This window comes from Blautia sp. AF32-4BH (assembly GCF_003460565.1).
In the GTDB taxonomy this organism is placed as follows: Bacteria; Bacillota; Clostridia; order Lachnospirales; family Lachnospiraceae; genus Fusicatenibacter; species Fusicatenibacter saccharivorans.
Map to the genome: position 1 here is coordinate 224,359 of NZ_QTVL01000001.1, position 17,794 is coordinate 242,152.

A 17,794-nucleotide genomic window follows, 5' to 3' on the forward strand; every position below is an offset into this window, starting at 1 on the left:
TTATGAAACTTTATATCATGCGCCACGGTGAAACCGCGTGGAACGTAGAAGGCAGGCTGCAGGGCCAGACGGACACCGAGCTGAATGAGAACGGTGTCCGTCTGGCGAAAGTGACGGCGGAAGGACTGAAAAATATCCCGTTTGACCTTGGAATTTCCAGTCCACTGCGCCGCGCAAAGCACACGGCAGAGCTCGTCCTTGCGGGCAGAAATGTGCCGCTTACGACCGACGACCGCCTGATGGAGCTTTCCTTTGGCTCCTGGGAAGGGCTTGGATGCCGGGCAAACAATTTTGAGATTCCGTCTGAACACTTCGACGATTTTTACAGAGATCCGTTCCACTTCCGCCCGGCGGGAGACGGAGAGACAATCCAGGAGGTCTGCGACCGGGCAGAAGCGTTCTATCATGAGCTGACTGCGAAACCGGAGTTCCAGGACAAGACGATCCTGATCGCCACCCACGGCTGCTGCATGCGCGCGCTGCTGCGCAATGTCTATGAAGACAAGAACGACTTCTGGCACGGCGGCGTGCCGTACAACTGTGCGGTCAGCATCATCGAAGTACAGAACGGTGTTTCCACGCTGCTTGCGGATAATAAAATCTATTATGATCCGTCGGACTGCGTAAACTTTTATAAAGAAGTAAAATAAAAAATGATATTCAGAGGCAGACATAAAAGGAAAGTATTTCCCTTTGTGCCTGCCTCTTTAAATCGCGTTTGCCGTCTGACAGAAAGTGTGATACTATAGAAATAACGGATTTTAACACCAGTAGACAAGAAGTCCCCCGTTTCTGAAGCGGTGGGATGAATTGCTAAAAGAAACATAACGGCAGTGGCGGGCGGAGAGAAATCGGTATTCTCCACTGACATGAGGCAAGTCACAGTCGAACTATTTTCGATATGTCAGACTCCGTGAAATACCGACTGTGAGTTGAAACAATGAAAGCGAAAAAGGAGGAACATAAGTATGTCCATGGTAACACTGGGAAGTACAGGAATCTGTGTAAACAAGAACGGCTTCGGCGCGCTACCGGTACAGCGTGTCACGAAAGAAGACGCTGTTTATCTGCTGCGCAAAGCGTATGACGGAGGCATCCGCTTTTTTGATACCGCGCGTGCCTACAGCGACAGCGAGGAAAAATTAGGCGCAGCGTTTGAGAAAATGCGTGAGAAGGTCTTTATCTCTACGAAGACGATGGCAAAGGATGTGGAGGGCTTCTGGAAGGATCTGGAGACAAGCCTTTCCCTTTTGAAGACGGATTACATCGATATCTATCAGTTCCACAATCCGTCCTTCTGTCCTAAGCCGGGAGATGGAACCGGCCTGTATGAGGCGATGCTGGAAGCAAAAGCACAGGGAAAAATCCGCCACATCGGTATCACGAACCACCGCATGAGCGTGGCAGAGGAGATCATTGAGTCCGGTCTTTATGAGACGCTGCAGTTCCCGTTCTGCTATCTGGCAACGGACCGTGAGAAAGCACTGGTACAGGGATGCAAAGAGAAAAATATCGGCTTTATCGCAATGAAAGCGCTCTCGGGCGGGCTGATCACAAACTCCGCGGCTGCATATGCTTTTGAAGACCAGTACGACAACGTGCTTCCGATCTGGGGCGTCCAGAGAGAAAAAGAGCTGGACGAGTTCTTAAGCTACATTGCCTGTCCGCCTGCCATGACGGATGAAATCAAGACGATCATCGAGAAAGACCAGAAAGAGCTCTCCGGCAACTTCTGCCGCGGCTGCGGTTACTGTATGCCATGTCCGGCAGGCATTGAGATTAACACCTGCGCGCGCATGAGCCTGCTTCTGCGCCGTTCCCCGTCCGCCAACCAGCTCACCGAGCGCGGCCAGGCGATGATGAAGAAAATCGAAGGTTGTCTCCACTGCGGCGCCTGCATGAAGAAATGTCCCTACGGTCTGAATACGCCGAAGCTTCTCGAAGAGAACTACGAAGATTATAAAAATGTACTGGCAGGAAAAACACTGGTATGAGTAATCTGATCTTCAGCCTGAACGCGACGATGCCGATCTTCCTGACAATGATTTTGGGACTTTTCTTTCGAAAGGTTGGTATTCTGGACGAATCGTTCACAAGCAAAATGAACAAATTTGTGTTTAAAATCGCACTCCCGGTGCTGCTGTTCCAGGACCTGTCGGATTCTGATTTCTCCGCTGTGTGGGATATCAAATTCGTTCTGTTCTGCTTCTTTGCAACACTGCTCTCAATTCTTGCGGTATGGGGACTTTCCCATCTCTTAAAAGAGAGAAGTGCAAGAGGCGAATTTATCCAGGCGGCGTACCGGAGCAGTGCGGCGATCCTTGGTATTGCCTTTATCCAGAATATCTACGGAAATTCCGGCATGGCGCCGCTGATGATCATCAGCAGTGTGCCGCTGTATAATATCATGGCGGTTGTCGTTCTTGCGGTATTCGGTCCGGAACGGGAGGAGATCACGGCAGATTTTGTGAAAAAGACGGCGAAAAATATCGTGACAAACCCGATTATCCTCGGGATCGTTGCAGGACTTCTCTGGTCGGTGCTTCGCATTCCAAAGCCGGTGATTCTGCAGAAAACGGTGCAGAATATTGCGGTACTTGCAACGCCGCTCGGCCTGATTGCGATGGGTGCGTCGTTTGAGGCAAAGAGCGCGGCAAAGAATATCCGGCCGTCGATTGCTGCAGCTGCGATTAAGCTGGTCGGTCTTGCAGCTGTCTTTCTGCCGATCGCCGTGATACTTGGCTTCCGTCAGGAAAAATTGGTGGCAATCCTTGTGATGCTGGGTTCCGCAACGACGGTGAGCAGTTTTATCATGGCGAAAAATATGGGTCATGAGGGAAGTCTGACGGCAAACACCGTTATGCTCACAACGTGCGGCAGTGCCTTTACGCTGACGTTCTGGCTGTATCTGATGAAAACGCTGGCGTTTATCTAACCGGATTGCGAATATCCGCTTTGATTTTCAGTACACCAAAAGCGTGTCCGGGATTTTGTCCGGGCACGCTTTTATCAATCATAAAAATCAGAAAAAGAGGGAAAAGAATGGACTTCAAAAATGCGGTCAAAGCATTACAGATTGGAAAAAAGGAAGGAAAAAAATTCCGCCTTTCTACGGAATTTGGGAAAAATCCGGAAGAAGAGCTCCCGTTTCCGGAATATCCGCGTCCGCAGATGCGCCGGGAAAACTGGACAAATCTGAACGGATGGTGGGAGTATGCGTTCACGGAAACGCAGAAAATGCCAAAACAGCGGGACGGAAAAATTCTCGTTCCGTTTTCCCCGGAGTGCGATGCGTCCGGCGTGAAGCGGCAGCTGCTTCCAAAAGAATATCTGTGGTACTTCCGCACGATTCAGCTTCCCAAAATTCCTGCCGGAAAACGGCTGCTGCTGCAGTTCGGCGCCGTGGATCAGGATGCGGTAATTTACTGCAACGGAAAGCGTGCCGGAGGCCATCTCGGCGGGTATCTTTCTTTTTCAGTGGATCTTACGCCGTATCTCAAAACGGGAGAGAACGAGCTTGCCGTCAAGGTGCGCGATGAGACGGACACGGACTGGAAGGGCCGCGGAAAGCAGAGCCTTACCCCGGGCGGCATGTTTTACACCGCGCAGAGCGGCATCTGGCAGAGCGTCTGGATGGAATGGGTGCCGGAGACGTATCTGGAACGCATCGTGATCACGCCGGAATATGATACGGCGAGCGTAAAAGTACGGGTTTTCCTCAACGGACCGGATGCGGGACTGACGAAAAAAATTACGGTGCGGGAGAGCGAAGCGCCGGATGCGAAGGTGATCTGCGTCCGGGAGACGAGAGAAAACGAGGCGGAGCTGATTCTCGGTAATTTTGCAGGCTGGAGCCCGGAACATCCGCATCTCTATGGGGTTTCCATTGAAGCGGGAGAAGACCGCATCGAGAGTTATTTCGGCATGCGCAAATTCGGCATTGGAAAAGATGAGAAAGGAATCACGCGTCTTCTCTTAAACGGAAAGCCGTATTTCCAGAACGGTGTCCTCGACCAGGGTTATTGGCCGGAAAGCTTCTACACGCCGCCGTCCGATGAGGCGATGGTTTATGACATTAAGACGGCCAAACGCCTCGGTTTCAATATGATCCGGAAACACCTGAAAGTTGAGTGCGCAAGATGGTATTCCCACTGCGACCATATCGGTATGCTGGTGTGGCAGGATATGATCAACGGCGGCGGCCGGTCGATTCAGACGTTCCTTTTGTACCTTCCGACCGTACTGCCGTTTGTGACAACGGAATTCAGGGATAACTGTTATCCGCTCTTTTCGCGGACCTCAAAAACGGGAAGAGAGTGGTGGAAGCGGGAGTGCCGCGAGACGGTTCATCAGCTTTACAATGCACCGTGCGTGTCGCTCTGGGTTCTGTTCAACGAGGGATGGGGACAGTTTGATGCCAGGGAGATGACAGAAATGGTGCGCGCTCTCGATCCGACGCGGCAGATCGACCACGCGAGCGGCTGGTACGATCAGGGAGCGGGGGACATCAAGAGCCTTCACAATTACTTTCGTCCGTTAAAAGTAAAACCGGAGGAGCGCGCGTTTGCTTTTTCTGAATACGGCGGCTATACGTATCCGGTACAGGAGCATCTCTACTCCGAAAAATCGTTCGGCTACCGCACGTACCAGAACCAGACACAGTACCAGAAAGCGATGAATGCACTGGCAGAAAAGATAAGAGAACTCACAGAACAGGGACTTGCCGCAGCAGTCTACACACAGCTTACCGATGTCGAGGAGGAGTCGAACGGCATCCTTACGTATGACCGGAAGGTATGCAAATGGGAACCACAGGAGGCAAAAGATTTTTGCTCAAAAGAATAATTTGGTAAAATTTTTGTTGACAAAGTGAGGATAAGTTGCTAATATATTGGATAAGGCGTTGGAAGTTGTAAGAAATTGCTGAAAATCCGCGGCGCCTGCGGATGGAGGAAAGTTGGTGTTTATGGAACAGAAAAGAACATTATCCCTGCTGGTGGATAATACGCCGGGACTTTTAAGCAGAGTAGCTGGTCTTTTCAGCCGACGCGGATACAATATCGAGACGATCACCGCCGGTGTGACAGCAGACCCGCGATACACAAGAATGACTGTTGTTCTGTACTGCAGTGATGAAATGATTCTGGAGCAGATCAAAAAACAGCTGGCAAAACTTGTCGATGTGCGGGATATCAAAGAGCTGAAGCCGGACGAGAGTGTCAGACGAGAGCTGATGCTGGTCAAAATCCGTGTGAATGAAAATGAACGCCGCAATGTCATCGCCATCTCCGATGTCTTCCGTGGAAGAATCGTGGATGTGGGACAGGAAAGCCTGATTGTAGAGCTGACCGGAAACCAGTCAAAGCTCGAAGGGTTCCTGAATCTGGTACAGGGATACGAAATCCTGGAACTGGCCAGAACAGGAGTGACAGGACTCTCCAGAGGAGCCCACGATGTGCGTTACCTCGATTAACGCAGATCACATTACATACGTTTGCTAGAGGAATGAAATTTTTGTATAGAAAAGTTCATTTCCCTGACAAACAGCAAAAGGCAGAAATGCTTTTCGCTGTATAAATTGACCGACCTGCCGCCGGTCAAGACATTCTATATATTATGGAGGAAAATAAAATGGCAGCAAGACTTTTTTATCAGGAAGATTGTAATCTCTCTTTACTGGAAGGCAAAAAAATCGCAATTATCGGCTACGGAAGCCAGGGACATGCTCATGCACTGAACCTGAAAGATTCCGGCTGTGATGTTATTATTGGACTTTATGAAGGCAGCAAATCCTGGGCAAAAGCAGAGGCACAGGGATTCAAAGTATACACCGCTGCTGAGGCTGCAAAACAGGCTGATATCATCATGATCCTGATCAACGATGAGAAACAGGCTGCAATGTACAAAAAAGATATCGAGCCAAACCTGGAAGAGGGCAACATGCTGATGTTCGCTCATGGTTTCGCTATCCACTTCGGACAGATCGTACCTCCGAAGAACGTAGATGTAGCTATGATCGCTCCGAAAGCACCTGGCCACACAGTAAGAAGCGAGTATCAGGCTGGCAAAGGAACTCCTTGCCTGGTTGCTGTTGAGCAGGATTACACCGGAAAAGCTCTGGACAGAGCACTGGCTTACGGCCTTGGAATCGGCGGAGCAAGAGCTGGTCTTCTGGAGACAACCTTCAGAACTGAGACCGAAACAGACCTGTTCGGTGAGCAGGCAGTTCTCTGCGGCGGTGTATGCGCCCTGATGCAGGCTGGATTTGAGACTCTGTGCGAGGCTGGATACGACCCAAGAAACGCATACTTCGAGTGCATCCATGAGATGAAACTGATCGTAGACCTGATCTATCAGTCGGGATTCTCCGGAATGAGATACTCCATCTCCAACACAGCCGAGTACGGCGATTACATCACCGGACCGAAGATCATCACAGAAGAAACCAAGAAGACCATGAAGAAGATCCTTTCCGATATCCAGGATGGTACTTTCGCAAAAGACTTCCTTCTGGATATGTCCCCAGCAGGCGGACAGGCTCACTTCCGTGCAATGAGAAGAAAAGCTGCAGAGCATCCGTCAGAGAAAGTCGGAGAAGAAGTCAGAAAACTGTACAGCTGGAGCAACGAGGACAAACTGATCAACAACTAATCGGTTTGCTGTCAAATGATCCATATCGGGAGGCTGCCTTTGCGGGCAGTCTCCTTTTTTTCGTTCTATCGTTTTATCATAGAAAAAACACTTCCGCGCCATGCATATCCCCCAATATGATAGGGCGCGGAAGTGTTATCTTTTCTGTATTCGTTTTTTTATGCCTCCTGACGACAGGCAGGAAAAGCACGGTAGTATTTGATATAAGAACTTAAAATATCAAAAAATTCGGAATTGGTCGGTTTTGTCAGAACCGGATGCACAGAAAGCGAAAAGAGCAGATCACGGTTTCCGCGGGTCCAGCAGACGGAAATAGCGGTGCGGATGTCTCGTTCGACGCAGGAGGACGATACCTGAAACGTTTGCGCGATCTTTGGGTACAGCGTTTTGCTGACCCGAAGGAGATAATCTTCGTCTTCCATGCATAAAGCGATACCATAGGCGAGATAGCGAAATCCGCGGTATTTTGCACCAATTCCTAAAGAGTGTAGTAGAAAGTAAATTTCAGTTTCCATTACGATGTCTCCTTTTATTCAGTTTTTACATAGTCTTTGCAGACGGGCATGCCAGAGGTGAAAGTTTGTATGGCATACGATTTTCCCCTTTCACTTATGATACGTGGAAAACGTCGAAAAATTACATATTCAGAAAGAAAAAGTGACAATATAGTAAAATAAAAGAGAATATGACACGAAATAAAGAAATGAATGTAATGAAACGGGAGAGGGAAAAATAACATTGATTTTTCAGAAGTTCGCTGGTATAATGAAAACATGATTACGGGGTATGGCGTAGCTTGGTAGCGCGCACGGCTGGGGGCCGTGAGGTCGCAGGTTCAAATCCTGTTGCCCCGATCGGTAAGAGTGTCGTTTTACGGCACTTTTTTTCTTACGGACAAAGACGTGTGCGGAAGAAAAATGAATTGCGCAGAAAAAACAGGGAGGAAGTTATGGGGAAAGTAACGATACAGAGTATGGCAAAGGAGCTGGGACTGTCCCGGAATACGGTTGCCATGGCATTAAAGGATGATCCGAAGGTAGCTCCGGTGACGCGGGAGAGAGTTCTTCGGATGGCGAAAAGAAATGGCTATCTGGGCGAAAATGTATATGTGGAAGAAGTTCGGGCACCGCAGGAGAAGCATTACAATATTATGGTTCTGCGTACGCGGGATGCCGCTGTTTATTGGGACCGTGTCGTGAGCGGCATCTCCGAGGAGGCGAGCCTCAATAACTGTCAGACGCGCGTTGCGGTCGTGACGGAGCGGGAGGAGGAGAACGGCATTCTGCCGCTCGGCCTGAATGAAAATATCGATGCGATCTTCTGCATTAAAATGCTGCCGCCGGAATATATGCAGAAACTGGTAAATCTGGGTTACCGCATCTTTCAGCTCGACCATTACTGCGGCATCGAACAGCGGCCGATGGGCGATATCGTGCGTGTGGACGGTGTGCAGCCGGTGAGTCTTCTGACGTCCCATCTGATCGGGCAGGGCATGACGCGGATCGGTTTCCTAAGTGAGCACAGCAGCACGTATGAGTCGATGCATGACCGGTATGTCGGTTTCCTTGCAGCGATGGAACAGGCGGGCATTCCGCTCGATGAGGAGCTTGTGCGCCCCAATATGGAGAGCGATCATTTTTATTACCCGGAAAATTTTGACAAGATTGTGGCGAGCTACGATACACTGCCGGAAGCGATTGTCTGCGGCAACGATATGATCGCCAAAAGATTGACAGAATCCTTCCGGAAAATCGGCGTGCGCGTGCCAGAGGATGTGGCACTGACCGGATTTGATGATGATGAGGACCGGATGCTGTATCCGTTCTTCTCAACCGTTCATGTCGATACGAAGTGGCTTGGCCGCCGTATGGTGCATGAATTTTTATGGCGGGAGGAGCACCCGGAAGCGCCGAAAGAACGGATTCTCGTTTCGGGGGAGGTTGTGGTGCGCCGTTCCTCGTGCAAGCGCCAGGGATAGAAAGAAATAGAAAAAACAGGAAAAAGTGAACAAAGAAAGAAAGCCAGGGACGCCCCGGCGGACGAGAAGAAAAACCGTCTGCCGGGGCGTTTCCGGCTCCCTTTTTGCGATGATTCAAATTCGTGCATAAATGCCATGTAGAAAAACACTAATTAATAATGCAAAATGGTGCATTTAAGGAAAGCTAAACTGAACAAAAATGACAAAAACGCAAGAATAAAAACCTCGTTAATATCACACATTAAAAAATAATAGTGCAAAATAATGCATTATATCGCCGGAAGGAAGGGAGAGAGCGAAATGCAGGAATGGACGGAGGACCGCTGCAACCTGGATATCGATATCATCGCACTGCCGGGCTGGTCGGATGCAACATCCAAAATTTCCCTTCTGATGGGCGATGAGACACAGCGACCGGACATCATCTGGTGGTGGAACATGGAAGCTGACTATACGAAATGGGTAGACGCAGGCCTTCTGATGGATGTTTCTCCGTATATGAAGAAATACACCAACATGGTTGACTACTACAACAGCGTAGATCCTGGCGTTATGTTCTATGCATCCGGAGACAACGGAATTTACCGTATCCCGGGCGACGTTGCAGAGCCGGCATGTGAGACTCTGTGGATCCGGAAAGACTGGCTGGACAACTTAGGACTGGCTGTTCCGACTACACTGGATGAGCTGGATGAGCTCAAGAAAATCCACGGAAAACAGGTAGAGGATTACCAGAAATACCTGGAAGAGTACAACAAATAAAACAACGAAATCATGTGTTAGAGCACCCGCCGGAGCCTCCTTTCCGGCGGGTGTATTTTTACGGAATCCTGCGTTTTGCGCTTGACAGAGATGGAGAAAAATGGTAACATAAGAGCCAAGTTAGGAAAAAGGCAAAGAAGAGGAATACTACATGGAGCTTCCGAATCCAGAAAGCTGTTGGGTGATGCGAAACAGCAGACGAATTCCGTGGAACTGACCTCAGAGCCGCTGCTCCCAAATTTAGAATAAAAAGAGTAGGTGCAGACGGAAACCCACCGTTAGAAGGGCAGGATATGCAGATGTTTCATCCGTATCCGCAGAGTGTACAGAGAAAATCTCTGTAAAACAGGAGTGGTACCGCGTAAGATATCAAGTCTTTCGTCTCTTGTGTCAGAAGCCGACACAGAAGATGAGAGATTTTTTTATGCTTTCATCCCGAATTTATGTCGGCAGAATAAATTGTATTTCACTTTCTGGGAGGAAAAAATCATGATGAATGTAAAGAAGTATCAGAAACAGTATTATATGCCGCCGGTTCCGTGCATGGACTGGGCAGAAAAAGACAGCATTGACAAAGCACCGGTATGGTGCAGCGTTGACCTTCGTGACGGAAACCAGGCACTTGTAATTCCGATGAGCCTGGAGCAGAAGGTAGAATTCTTCAAACTCCTCGTCGAGGTTGGTTTCAAAGAGATCGAGGTCGGCTTCCCGGCAGCATCTGAGACCGAGTACGAATTCCTTCGCACCCTGATCGAGCAGGATCTGATCCCGGATGACGTAACCGTTCAGGTTCTGACCCAGGCGAGAGAGCATATCATCCGCAAGACCTTCGAGGCATTAAAGGGCTGCAAGAATGCCATCGTTCACGTTTACAATTCCACTTCCTATGCACAGCGTCAGCAGGTCTTCAAAAAATCGAAAGAAGACATCCTGAAAATCGCCGTTGAGGGAGCAAAGCTCTTAAAAGAGCTGACAGAAGAGGCCGGCGAGAAATACCGCTTCGAGTACAGCCCGGAGAGCTTTACCGGAACCGAGCCGGAATATGCGCTTGAGGTGTGCAACGCCGTTCTCGACGTATGGCAGCCGACTGCAGACCGCAAAGCCATCATCAACCTGCCGAGCACCGTGGAGCTTTCCATGCCGCACGTTTATGCAAGCCAGGTGGAATACATGAGCAAAAACCTGAAATACCGCGATAATGTCGTTCTTTCCCTTCATCCGCACAATGACCGCGGCTGCGGCGTTTCCGATGCAGAGATGGGTATCCTTGCCGGAGCAGACCGTATCGAGGGAACGCTGTTCGGAAACGGCGAGAGAACCGGAAACGTGGATATTATCACGGTCGGCATGAACATGTACATGCAGGGCGTCGATCCGGAGCTTGACTTCTCCGATATGCCGAAACTCTGCCATGCATTTGAATCCTTCACCGGTATGAGCATCAACCCGAGAAGCCCGTACTGCGGATCTCTCGTATTTGCAGCCTTCTCCGGTTCCCATCAGGATGCGATCGCAAAAGGCATGCACTGGATCGAGGAGAAAGCACCGGATACCTGGACCGTTCCGTATCTGCCGATCGATCCGACCGATATCGGAAGAAACTACGATGCAGACGTCATCCGCATCAACAGCCAGTCTGGAAAGGGCGGTGTCGGCTATATTCTGGAGACGAAATACGGCCTGAATCTGCCGGCGAAGATGCGCGAGGCTATGAGCTATACCGCAAAATCCGTTTCCGATCATCTGCATAAAGAGCTGCGTCCGGATGAGATCTTTGAACTCTTTAAAGATACCTTCGAGAACGTAACGACACCGTACAACATCAACGGCGTTCACTTTAAACAGCTCGATGAGGGCAGAATTGAAGCACAGGTTACCTCCAATTACGAGGGCGGTGAGTATGCAACTGTATATGCAGAAGGAAACGGCCGTCTGAATGCTGTCAGCAACGCGCTGAAACAGCAGTACAATCTGCAGTATGATCTGGTCAGCTATACGGAGCACGCGCTGGAGCAGAGCTCAAGTGCACAGGCAATTGCCTACGTCGGCATCAAAAAGCCGGACGGAATCCTTTCCTGGGGCGCAGGCGTAGATCCGGATATCATCCGCGCTTCCATCGACGCGCTGGTAACTGCAATCAACAACCGATAAGAAAAGAGAGAGCATATGCTGTTTAAAAACAAAATTGAATACACCAAAGGAATGTTTGTGGAGATTTACGGCACCGAGATAAAAAAAGTACGTCTGGTACTGCGGATCATTACAGGGATTGCTGTTGTGGCTGCGATCGCTTTTATGATCTACGGTGCAGCAGCGCGGGGATTTATCATGCCGGGAGACTTCTTCAATCTTGGAATCTCCATTCTGATGGCACTTCTGTGTACGTTTCTGCCGAATCTGATGGCACGTTCACAGATGAAAAAATGCAAAAAGAGAGGACTCCTTGGAGAACGTACCCTTCGTTTTACTGAGCAGGTGCTCACAATGACATACGAAAAAGAGGGCAGAAGCACTGATATTCCGCTCGAAGAGCTGACAAAGGTGACGGAGTTTGACAACTTTATCCGCATCACCATCGGAGGCAGAAGCACCTTTCTCGATAAGAAACGCTTTGAAATCGGAGACGCGGCAGCGTTTGTGACCTGGGCGGAAGATAGAATCGCAGAGAATGCGGAAAAAGAGGAAGAGGCACTCGCACTCGAGGAGACAGAAAGGGAAGCTCCGGCTTTAGAAGACGGCGAAGCAAAAACGGAGGAGTCCGACGAAAATTAAATCATACATTCTGACAAAAAATATTTTGGCAGAATGGTGGAAAATGGCTGTGCATTTTTGTGCACAGTCATTTTTTGTATATTTTTGTTGTTTTTTCATACTTCATCCATTATAATAAAAGGAAGCGTACAGGTAAAACTAATCTGAAACGTATCCGGCCAGGAGTCAGAGAGGCTCTGCCGGGAGTCAAAGTGAAGGAGAGAAAGAGCATGGAAGTATTATACAAAAGTACCAGAGGCAATGGAGAAACCGTAACTGCATCCCGGGCAATCTTAAAGGGTCTGTCCGACGACGGCGGATTATTTGTACCGACCTCCATTCCAGCACTGGATGTTCCCATGGAAAAACTTGCGGCTATGAGCTATCAGGAAGTAGCATACGAGGTAATGAGCCGTTTTCTTACCGACTTTACAGAAGATGAACTGAAAAACTGTATTGCAAACGCATACGATGCGAAATTTGACACAGAGGAAATTGCACCGCTGACAAAAGCAGACGGTGTTTACTATCTGGAGCTGTTCCACGGCGCAACGATCGCGTTCAAGGACATGGCACTTTCCATTCTGCCGCATCTGATGACGACCGCCGCAAAGAAAAACGGCGTGAAAAATGAGATCGTCATCTTAACTGCTACATCGGGAGATACCGGAAAAGCAGCAATGGCAGGCTTTGCAGATGTGCCGGGTACCAGAATTATTGTATTTTACCCGAAGAACGGCGTAAGCCCGATTCAGGAAAAACAGATGGTAACACAGAAGGGCAAGAACACCCACGTTGTAGCCATCCACGGAAACTTCGACGACGCACAGACCGGCGTGAAGAAAATGTTTAACGACAAAGAGCTTGGAAAAGAGCTGGCAGATAAAGGCTTCCAGTTCAGCTCTGCAAACTCGATCAACATCGGAAGACTCGTTCCGCAGGTCGTCTACTACGTATATGCTTACGCAAACCTGGTGAAAAACGGAGAGATTGCAGACGGAGAAAAGATCAATGTAACCGTTCCGACCGGAAACTTCGGAAATATTCTCGCTGCATTCTATGCAAAACAGATGGGACTGCCGATCGCAAAACTGATCTGCGCTTCCAATGAGAACAAAGTTCTGTTTGACTTCTTCCGCACCGGCGTTTACGACAGAAACAGAGACTTTATTCTGACAACATCACCGTCCATGGATATCCTGATCTCGAGCAATCTGGAGCGTCTGATCTACCGCATCGCCGGAAACAGCGAAGCAGCAGACCGCGAGCTGATGCAGGATCTTGCAAAGGACGGAAAATATGAGATCACCGATGCGATGAAAAAAGAGCTGGCAGACTTCTACGGCAATTATGCATCCGAACAGGAGACAGCAGACGCGATTGCAAAACTGTACAGCGATACCGGATATGTGATTGATACCCATACCGCGGTTGCAGCGGCTGTATACGGAAAATACCGCGAGGAAACCTATGACGAAACCAAGACCGTCATCGCATCTACCGCAAGCCCGTATAAATTTACAAGCAGCGTTCTTGCAGCGATTGCACCGGAGTATGACACCCTTCCGGTACTGGAGCAGGTAGACAAGCTGTCTGCACTTGCCAATACCGAGATTCCGCGTGCGATCGAAGAAATCCGTACTGCACCGGTGCTTCATACGACAGAGTGTGATGTAGATCAGATGCCGGAGACTGTTCGGGCGTTTTTGAAATAAGATAAAGCAGGAACAGAATTTAAAAACAGGCAGAGCACACAGCAGGCTTTGCCTGTTTTTGCAGGGAGAGAAGAATAAATAATGAAAAATAAAGTAATCAGGGGAGTACTGGCGGCAGCTTGCGTGACAACCGCTGTCAGTGCTGCGAACGTATTTGGAGCAGGCACAGAGCAGAGTCTGGTAAATGAGGCTTCTGCTGTTACAAAGGAAGAAACAGAAGAAACATCGGAGGCGGAAACCACAGACGAAAATACGCCGGAGATGACAGAAACGGAGACGCCGGATTCGACAGCGGAAAATGCCGCCTCGGATCTTCCGGCGGCAGAAGTACAGAGCGGAAAGCCCGAAGAGACGGCGGTATCCGTGCAGGCTGGAAGCTATTACCCATGGGTGAATGAGAACGGGATCTGGTATTTTAAGGATCCGGATGGTACCATTGTCAAAGGAGCCTGGAGAGAGTACGACAAGAACCGTTACTACCTGAATAATGACGGAAAAATGGCGGTCGGCTGGAAAAAACTTGATGGATCCTGGTATTATTTCCAAAGCTGGGGCGGTGTTTACCGGGATGCCTTTTACACCGTGAAAAATGTACCGTATTATTCTGATGCGGACGGAAAAATGGCGACCGGATGGAAACTGATCGATGATGTGTATTATTATTTTGATGATCAGGGCGCGATGTACCGGAATCATTTTTTTGAGTATGACAAGAATACGTATTATGTTGATGCGGATGGAAAAATGGCATCCGGGTTCGAACAGATTGACGGGATCTGGTATTACTTCCGAAGCTGGGGCGGCATGGCACGAAATACCTTTCTGACGCATAAAAATAATATTTATCATGTTGATACGGATGGAAAGATGACGACCGGCTGGCTGCTGCAGGATGGAACCTGGTATTATTTCCGAAGCTGGGGCGGCATGTACCGCAGCACCTTTTTCAAAGCACCGACAGGAAGTGCACTTTACTATGCCGATGAGAACGGAAAGATGGCTGTCGGAAAAAAACAGATCGACGGTGACTGGTACTATTTCAAGGACTGGGGCGGCATGTATCAGAATGCATTCATCAAAAACGGAACGAGTGTCTGCCATGCGGCTGCAGATGGAAAACTGACCGTCGGCTGGCTGCAGCAGGGCAGTACATATTACTATTTTGATGAAACCGGAGAGCAGTATTTTGACCGCTTTTTTGAATATGACAACAATACATATCGTGTGAATGCAGATGGAAAGATGGTAACCGGCTGGCAGAAAATCAATGGTACGTATTATTATTTCCGGGGCTGGGGCGGCATGTACCGTAGTACCTTTTTCCAGCTTGGCGGTGAAACGTATTATGCCGATGCGGATGGAAAGATGGTGACGGGCTGGCTTTCGAAAGAGAACCAGTGGTATTACTTCCGGGAAAATGGTGCGATGTACCGCAATACCTTCTTTACGCATTTAAACAACAGTTACTATGCCGATGCCAACGGCGTGATGGTGACGGGAGAGCGGACTATTAACGGCGCTTCCTATTACTTTAAAGACTGGGGAGGCATGGCAAAGAACCAGTGGCTCAATGCACAGAAACGGATGGTAAGCGGTGATCCGCAGACGGGCTGGTATTACTTTGGAAGCGACGGAAAGATGGTAAAATCGTATTACGCTCTGCTGAAAAAGAACAGCAGCAACTGGTACTACAGCTTTGACGAAAACGGAGTGTGCATTCTCGGCTCGAGCCAGTATGTGCGTGCAAAGGACAGCGTAAGCGGAAAATATTATACGATGGAGCATCAGTATTACACGGATCCGTCTGTGAGTGACCGTGATTTCTTTGCGGCTATCTGCAGTGCGGAGGCGGGTGTCCAGAGAAAAACCGGTATGACGGCAGTTGCGATGGTCATCCGGAACCGGATGGCGGCACAGAATATTTCGCTCCGCACAGCGATTTATAAACAGCAGCAGTTTGAACCGGCGCGGAACGGAAGTCTGACAAACTATCTGACGGGAATTGCGGAGCAGAGCAGTTCGATCATCAATCAGCTGAAAAATAATGGAGCCTACGGTGCAGTGGATGAATCCCGGTCGATCATGGATGCATATCTGAAGAACGGCACAAAACGTGTGATCCCGGGCTTTGGCGATACGAGAGATGATTTTGATTATCTATATTTCATGACTCCGAAAGCATTTGAAAATCTGAATATGGATAAAGAAAAATGTGTGACATATACATACACCTATAAATGGACAACTTCCAGCGGAACAGCGCGGGAAGATTCCCATATTTTCTTTGTGAACTGGGTGAAAAAACAGAGCTGATCGGACGTCATATCGAAAGAAGGGGCGAACAAAAGATGACATTACAGGAAACAATCGGACAGATCCATCCGCTTTCGAAAGAGGCGATGGATCGTGCCAAGGCTCACTGGGACGGCATTGCAAAGCCGCTCCACAGCCTCGGAAAGCTGGAGGACGTGCTCATCCAGATTGCCGGAATCACCGGAAAAGAGAAGATTTCGATTGAAAAAAGAGCACTTCTGACGTTCTGTGCGGACAATGGCGTTGTGGAAGAAAACGTGACGCAGAGCGGTCAGGAAGTGACAGCGACAGTTGCGGAAAATTTTCTGCAGGAGAAGGCGACAGCAGCCATTCTCTGCCGCGGTGCGCATGCGGATCTGTTTCCGATTGATATCGGAATGGCGCGCGATACGAAGGTTCCGCGGTATAAAGTTGCGTATGGAACAAAAAATATGGCAAAAGGTCCGGCGATGACAAGGGAAGAGGCCGTTCGTGCGCTTGAAACAGGAATCGCCGTGGCGGAAGAAAAAATTGCGGCGGGCTATCAGCTGATGGCAACCGGTGAGATGGGCATTGGAAATACGACGACGAGCAGTGCAATGGCAGCCGTTTTCCTGAATCAGCCGGTTCCGGAACTGACGGGACGGGGCGCCGGGCTTTCGAGTGAAGGTCTTGCGCGGAAAATTGCAGCGATTGAAAAAGCAATTGCCATCAATCAGCCGGATCCGTCCGATCCCATCGATGTGCTGGCAAAGGTCGGCGGTTTTGACATTGCCGGCATGGCGGGTGTCTTTCTTGCAGGGGCTGCACATGGCGTTCCGGTTGTGATGGACGGCTTTATTTCCTGTGTGGCAGCGCTTCTTGCTGCACGGATTGCACCGTTCGCAAAGGACTATATGATCGCTTCGCACGTATCGAAGGAGCCGGCGGCGCATCTGCTGCTTGCAGAGCTTGGAAAAGAAGCCTTCCTGCACTGCGATATGTGTCTGGGCGAGGGAACGGGCGCCATCATGCTTTTCCCGATTCTGGATCAGGCAAATGCCGTATACCGCGGCATGGCGACATTTGACGAGGCACAGATCGAAACGTATGTGCCGCTGACTTAAAAAAGGCAGGTGAAACGATGATACATCTGGTTACAGGCGGCAGCGGCAGCGGAAAATCGGCGTATGCGGAGCAGTGTATTCTGGATTTTGGCGGAACACGGAGGGTTTATATCGCAACGATGCAGCCGTTCGGTGCGGAAGGGCAGGCGCGTATTGCACGCCACCGGAAGATGCGCGCGGCAAAGAAGTTTTCGACGATTGAGTGTTATACGAATTTAAAAGAAGTGGAGCTGGAACCGGGAAGCGATGTGCTGCTCGAATGTATGTCGAATCTCACGGCAAATGAAATATTTGATCCATCCGGGGCGGGAAAAGCGCGGACGGAGGAGGAAATTCTTGCGGGCGTTTCCCGTCTGGCCAATCAGGCGCGGAATCTGGTTCTGGTGACGAATGAAATTTTTTCGGACGGATACCGATATGAGGAGGAGACGATGGAATACCAGCGGATCCTGGGAAACATTAATGTACGTCTGGCAGAGATGGCGGACTGTGTGACCGAGGTTGTGTATGGGATTCCCGTCAGAATAAAAAAAGAATAA

The 17,794-nt window shown here is 49.5% G+C and carries 15 protein-coding genes, 1 tRNA gene and 1 other annotated feature; of the genes, 15 read left to right on the forward strand and 1 reads right to left on the reverse strand.

From position 1 onward, the window contains the following. The first annotated feature begins 2 nt into the window (after nt 1–2). From DWZ44_RS01075 to ilvC, 6 genes are all read left to right on the forward strand, one after another. Nucleotides 3–650 (forward strand): histidine phosphatase family protein, encoded by a 648-nt coding sequence (locus DWZ44_RS01075; RefSeq protein WP_117509036.1) that lies wholly within the window; start codon nt 3–5, stop codon nt 648–650. A 318-nt stretch (nt 651–968) separates the two neighbouring features. Further along, the gene (locus DWZ44_RS01080; RefSeq protein WP_117804049.1) at nt 969–1,994 is read left to right on the forward strand and encodes an aldo/keto reductase; all 1,026 of its coding nucleotides are present in this window, start codon (nt 969–971) and stop codon (nt 1,992–1,994) included. Further along, entirely contained in the window at nt 1,991–2,935 is a 945-nt protein-coding gene (locus DWZ44_RS01085; protein WP_117804050.1) for an AEC family transporter, read from the forward strand. The genes DWZ44_RS01080 and DWZ44_RS01085 overlap by 4 nt, the downstream gene beginning before the upstream one ends. Before the next feature lie 107 nt (nt 2,936–3,042). After that, on the forward strand, nt 3,043–4,845 hold the full coding sequence (locus DWZ44_RS01090; RefSeq protein WP_117804051.1) for a glycoside hydrolase family 2 protein: 1,803 nt from the start codon (nt 3,043–3,045) through the stop codon (nt 4,843–4,845). Between the two features lie 121 nt (nt 4,846–4,966). Continuing rightward, the gene (ilvN, locus tag DWZ44_RS01095; RefSeq protein ID WP_022462281.1) at nt 4,967–5,473 is read left to right on the forward strand and encodes an acetolactate synthase small subunit; all 507 of its coding nucleotides are present in this window, start codon (nt 4,967–4,969) and stop codon (nt 5,471–5,473) included. A 158-nt stretch (nt 5,474–5,631) separates the two neighbouring features. After that, nucleotides 5,632–6,651, forward strand: coding sequence for a ketol-acid reductoisomerase (gene ilvC / locus DWZ44_RS01100; RefSeq protein WP_022462282.1), 1,020 nt, complete (start codon nt 5,632–5,634; stop codon nt 6,649–6,651). Nucleotides 6,652–6,809: 158 nt separating this feature from the next. Here ilvC and DWZ44_RS01105 read toward each other — a convergent pair whose 3' ends face one another. After that, nucleotides 6,810–7,166: a sporulation initiation factor Spo0A C-terminal domain-containing protein gene (locus DWZ44_RS01105; RefSeq protein ID WP_022462283.1), complete on the reverse strand. Its 357-nt coding sequence runs from the start codon at nt 7,164–7,166 to the stop codon at nt 6,810–6,812. A 265-nt stretch (nt 7,167–7,431) separates the two neighbouring features. Here DWZ44_RS01105 and DWZ44_RS01110 point away from each other — a divergent pair. From DWZ44_RS01110 to DWZ44_RS01150, 9 genes are all read left to right on the forward strand, one after another. Further along, a tRNA-Pro gene (locus DWZ44_RS01110) sits at nt 7,432–7,505 on the forward strand. A 95-nt stretch (nt 7,506–7,600) separates the two neighbouring features. Beyond that, nucleotides 7,601–8,629, forward strand: a complete 1,029-nt coding sequence (locus DWZ44_RS01115; RefSeq protein WP_117804052.1) for a LacI family DNA-binding transcriptional regulator — start codon at nt 7,601–7,603, stop codon at nt 8,627–8,629. 300 nt (nt 8,630–8,929) lie between these two features. Continuing rightward, the gene (locus DWZ44_RS01120) at nt 8,930–9,391 is read left to right on the forward strand and encodes an extracellular solute-binding protein (protein ID WP_158565809.1); all 462 of its coding nucleotides are present in this window, start codon (nt 8,930–8,932) and stop codon (nt 9,389–9,391) included. A gap of 125 nt (nt 9,392–9,516) precedes the next feature. Further along, nucleotides 9,517–9,780: a binding site (T-box leader), on the forward strand. A gap of 100 nt (nt 9,781–9,880) precedes the next feature. Next, a complete protein-coding gene (locus tag DWZ44_RS01125) occupies nt 9,881–11,542 on the forward strand; it encodes a 2-isopropylmalate synthase (protein WP_022462286.1) in 1,662 nt (553 codons plus the stop codon). A gap of 15 nt (nt 11,543–11,557) precedes the next feature. Next, nucleotides 11,558–12,163, forward strand: coding sequence for a hypothetical protein (locus tag DWZ44_RS01130; protein WP_117804054.1), 606 nt, complete (start codon nt 11,558–11,560; stop codon nt 12,161–12,163). A 209-nt stretch (nt 12,164–12,372) separates the two neighbouring features. Continuing rightward, nucleotides 12,373–13,857, forward strand: a complete 1,485-nt coding sequence (gene thrC / locus DWZ44_RS01135) for a threonine synthase (protein WP_055266623.1) — start codon at nt 12,373–12,375, stop codon at nt 13,855–13,857. A gap of 81 nt (nt 13,858–13,938) precedes the next feature. After that, nucleotides 13,939–16,170, forward strand: coding sequence for a cell wall hydrolase (locus tag DWZ44_RS01140; protein ID WP_117804055.1), 2,232 nt, complete (start codon nt 13,939–13,941; stop codon nt 16,168–16,170). A 35-nt stretch (nt 16,171–16,205) separates the two neighbouring features. After that, a complete protein-coding gene (gene cobT / locus DWZ44_RS01145; RefSeq protein ID WP_117804056.1) occupies nt 16,206–17,255 on the forward strand; it encodes a nicotinate-nucleotide--dimethylbenzimidazole phosphoribosyltransferase in 1,050 nt (349 codons plus the stop codon). Between the two features lie 17 nt (nt 17,256–17,272). Beyond that, complete coding sequence (locus DWZ44_RS01150) at nt 17,273–17,794, forward strand: bifunctional adenosylcobinamide kinase/adenosylcobinamide-phosphate guanylyltransferase (RefSeq protein WP_117509027.1); 522 nt, start codon at nt 17,273–17,275, stop codon at nt 17,792–17,794.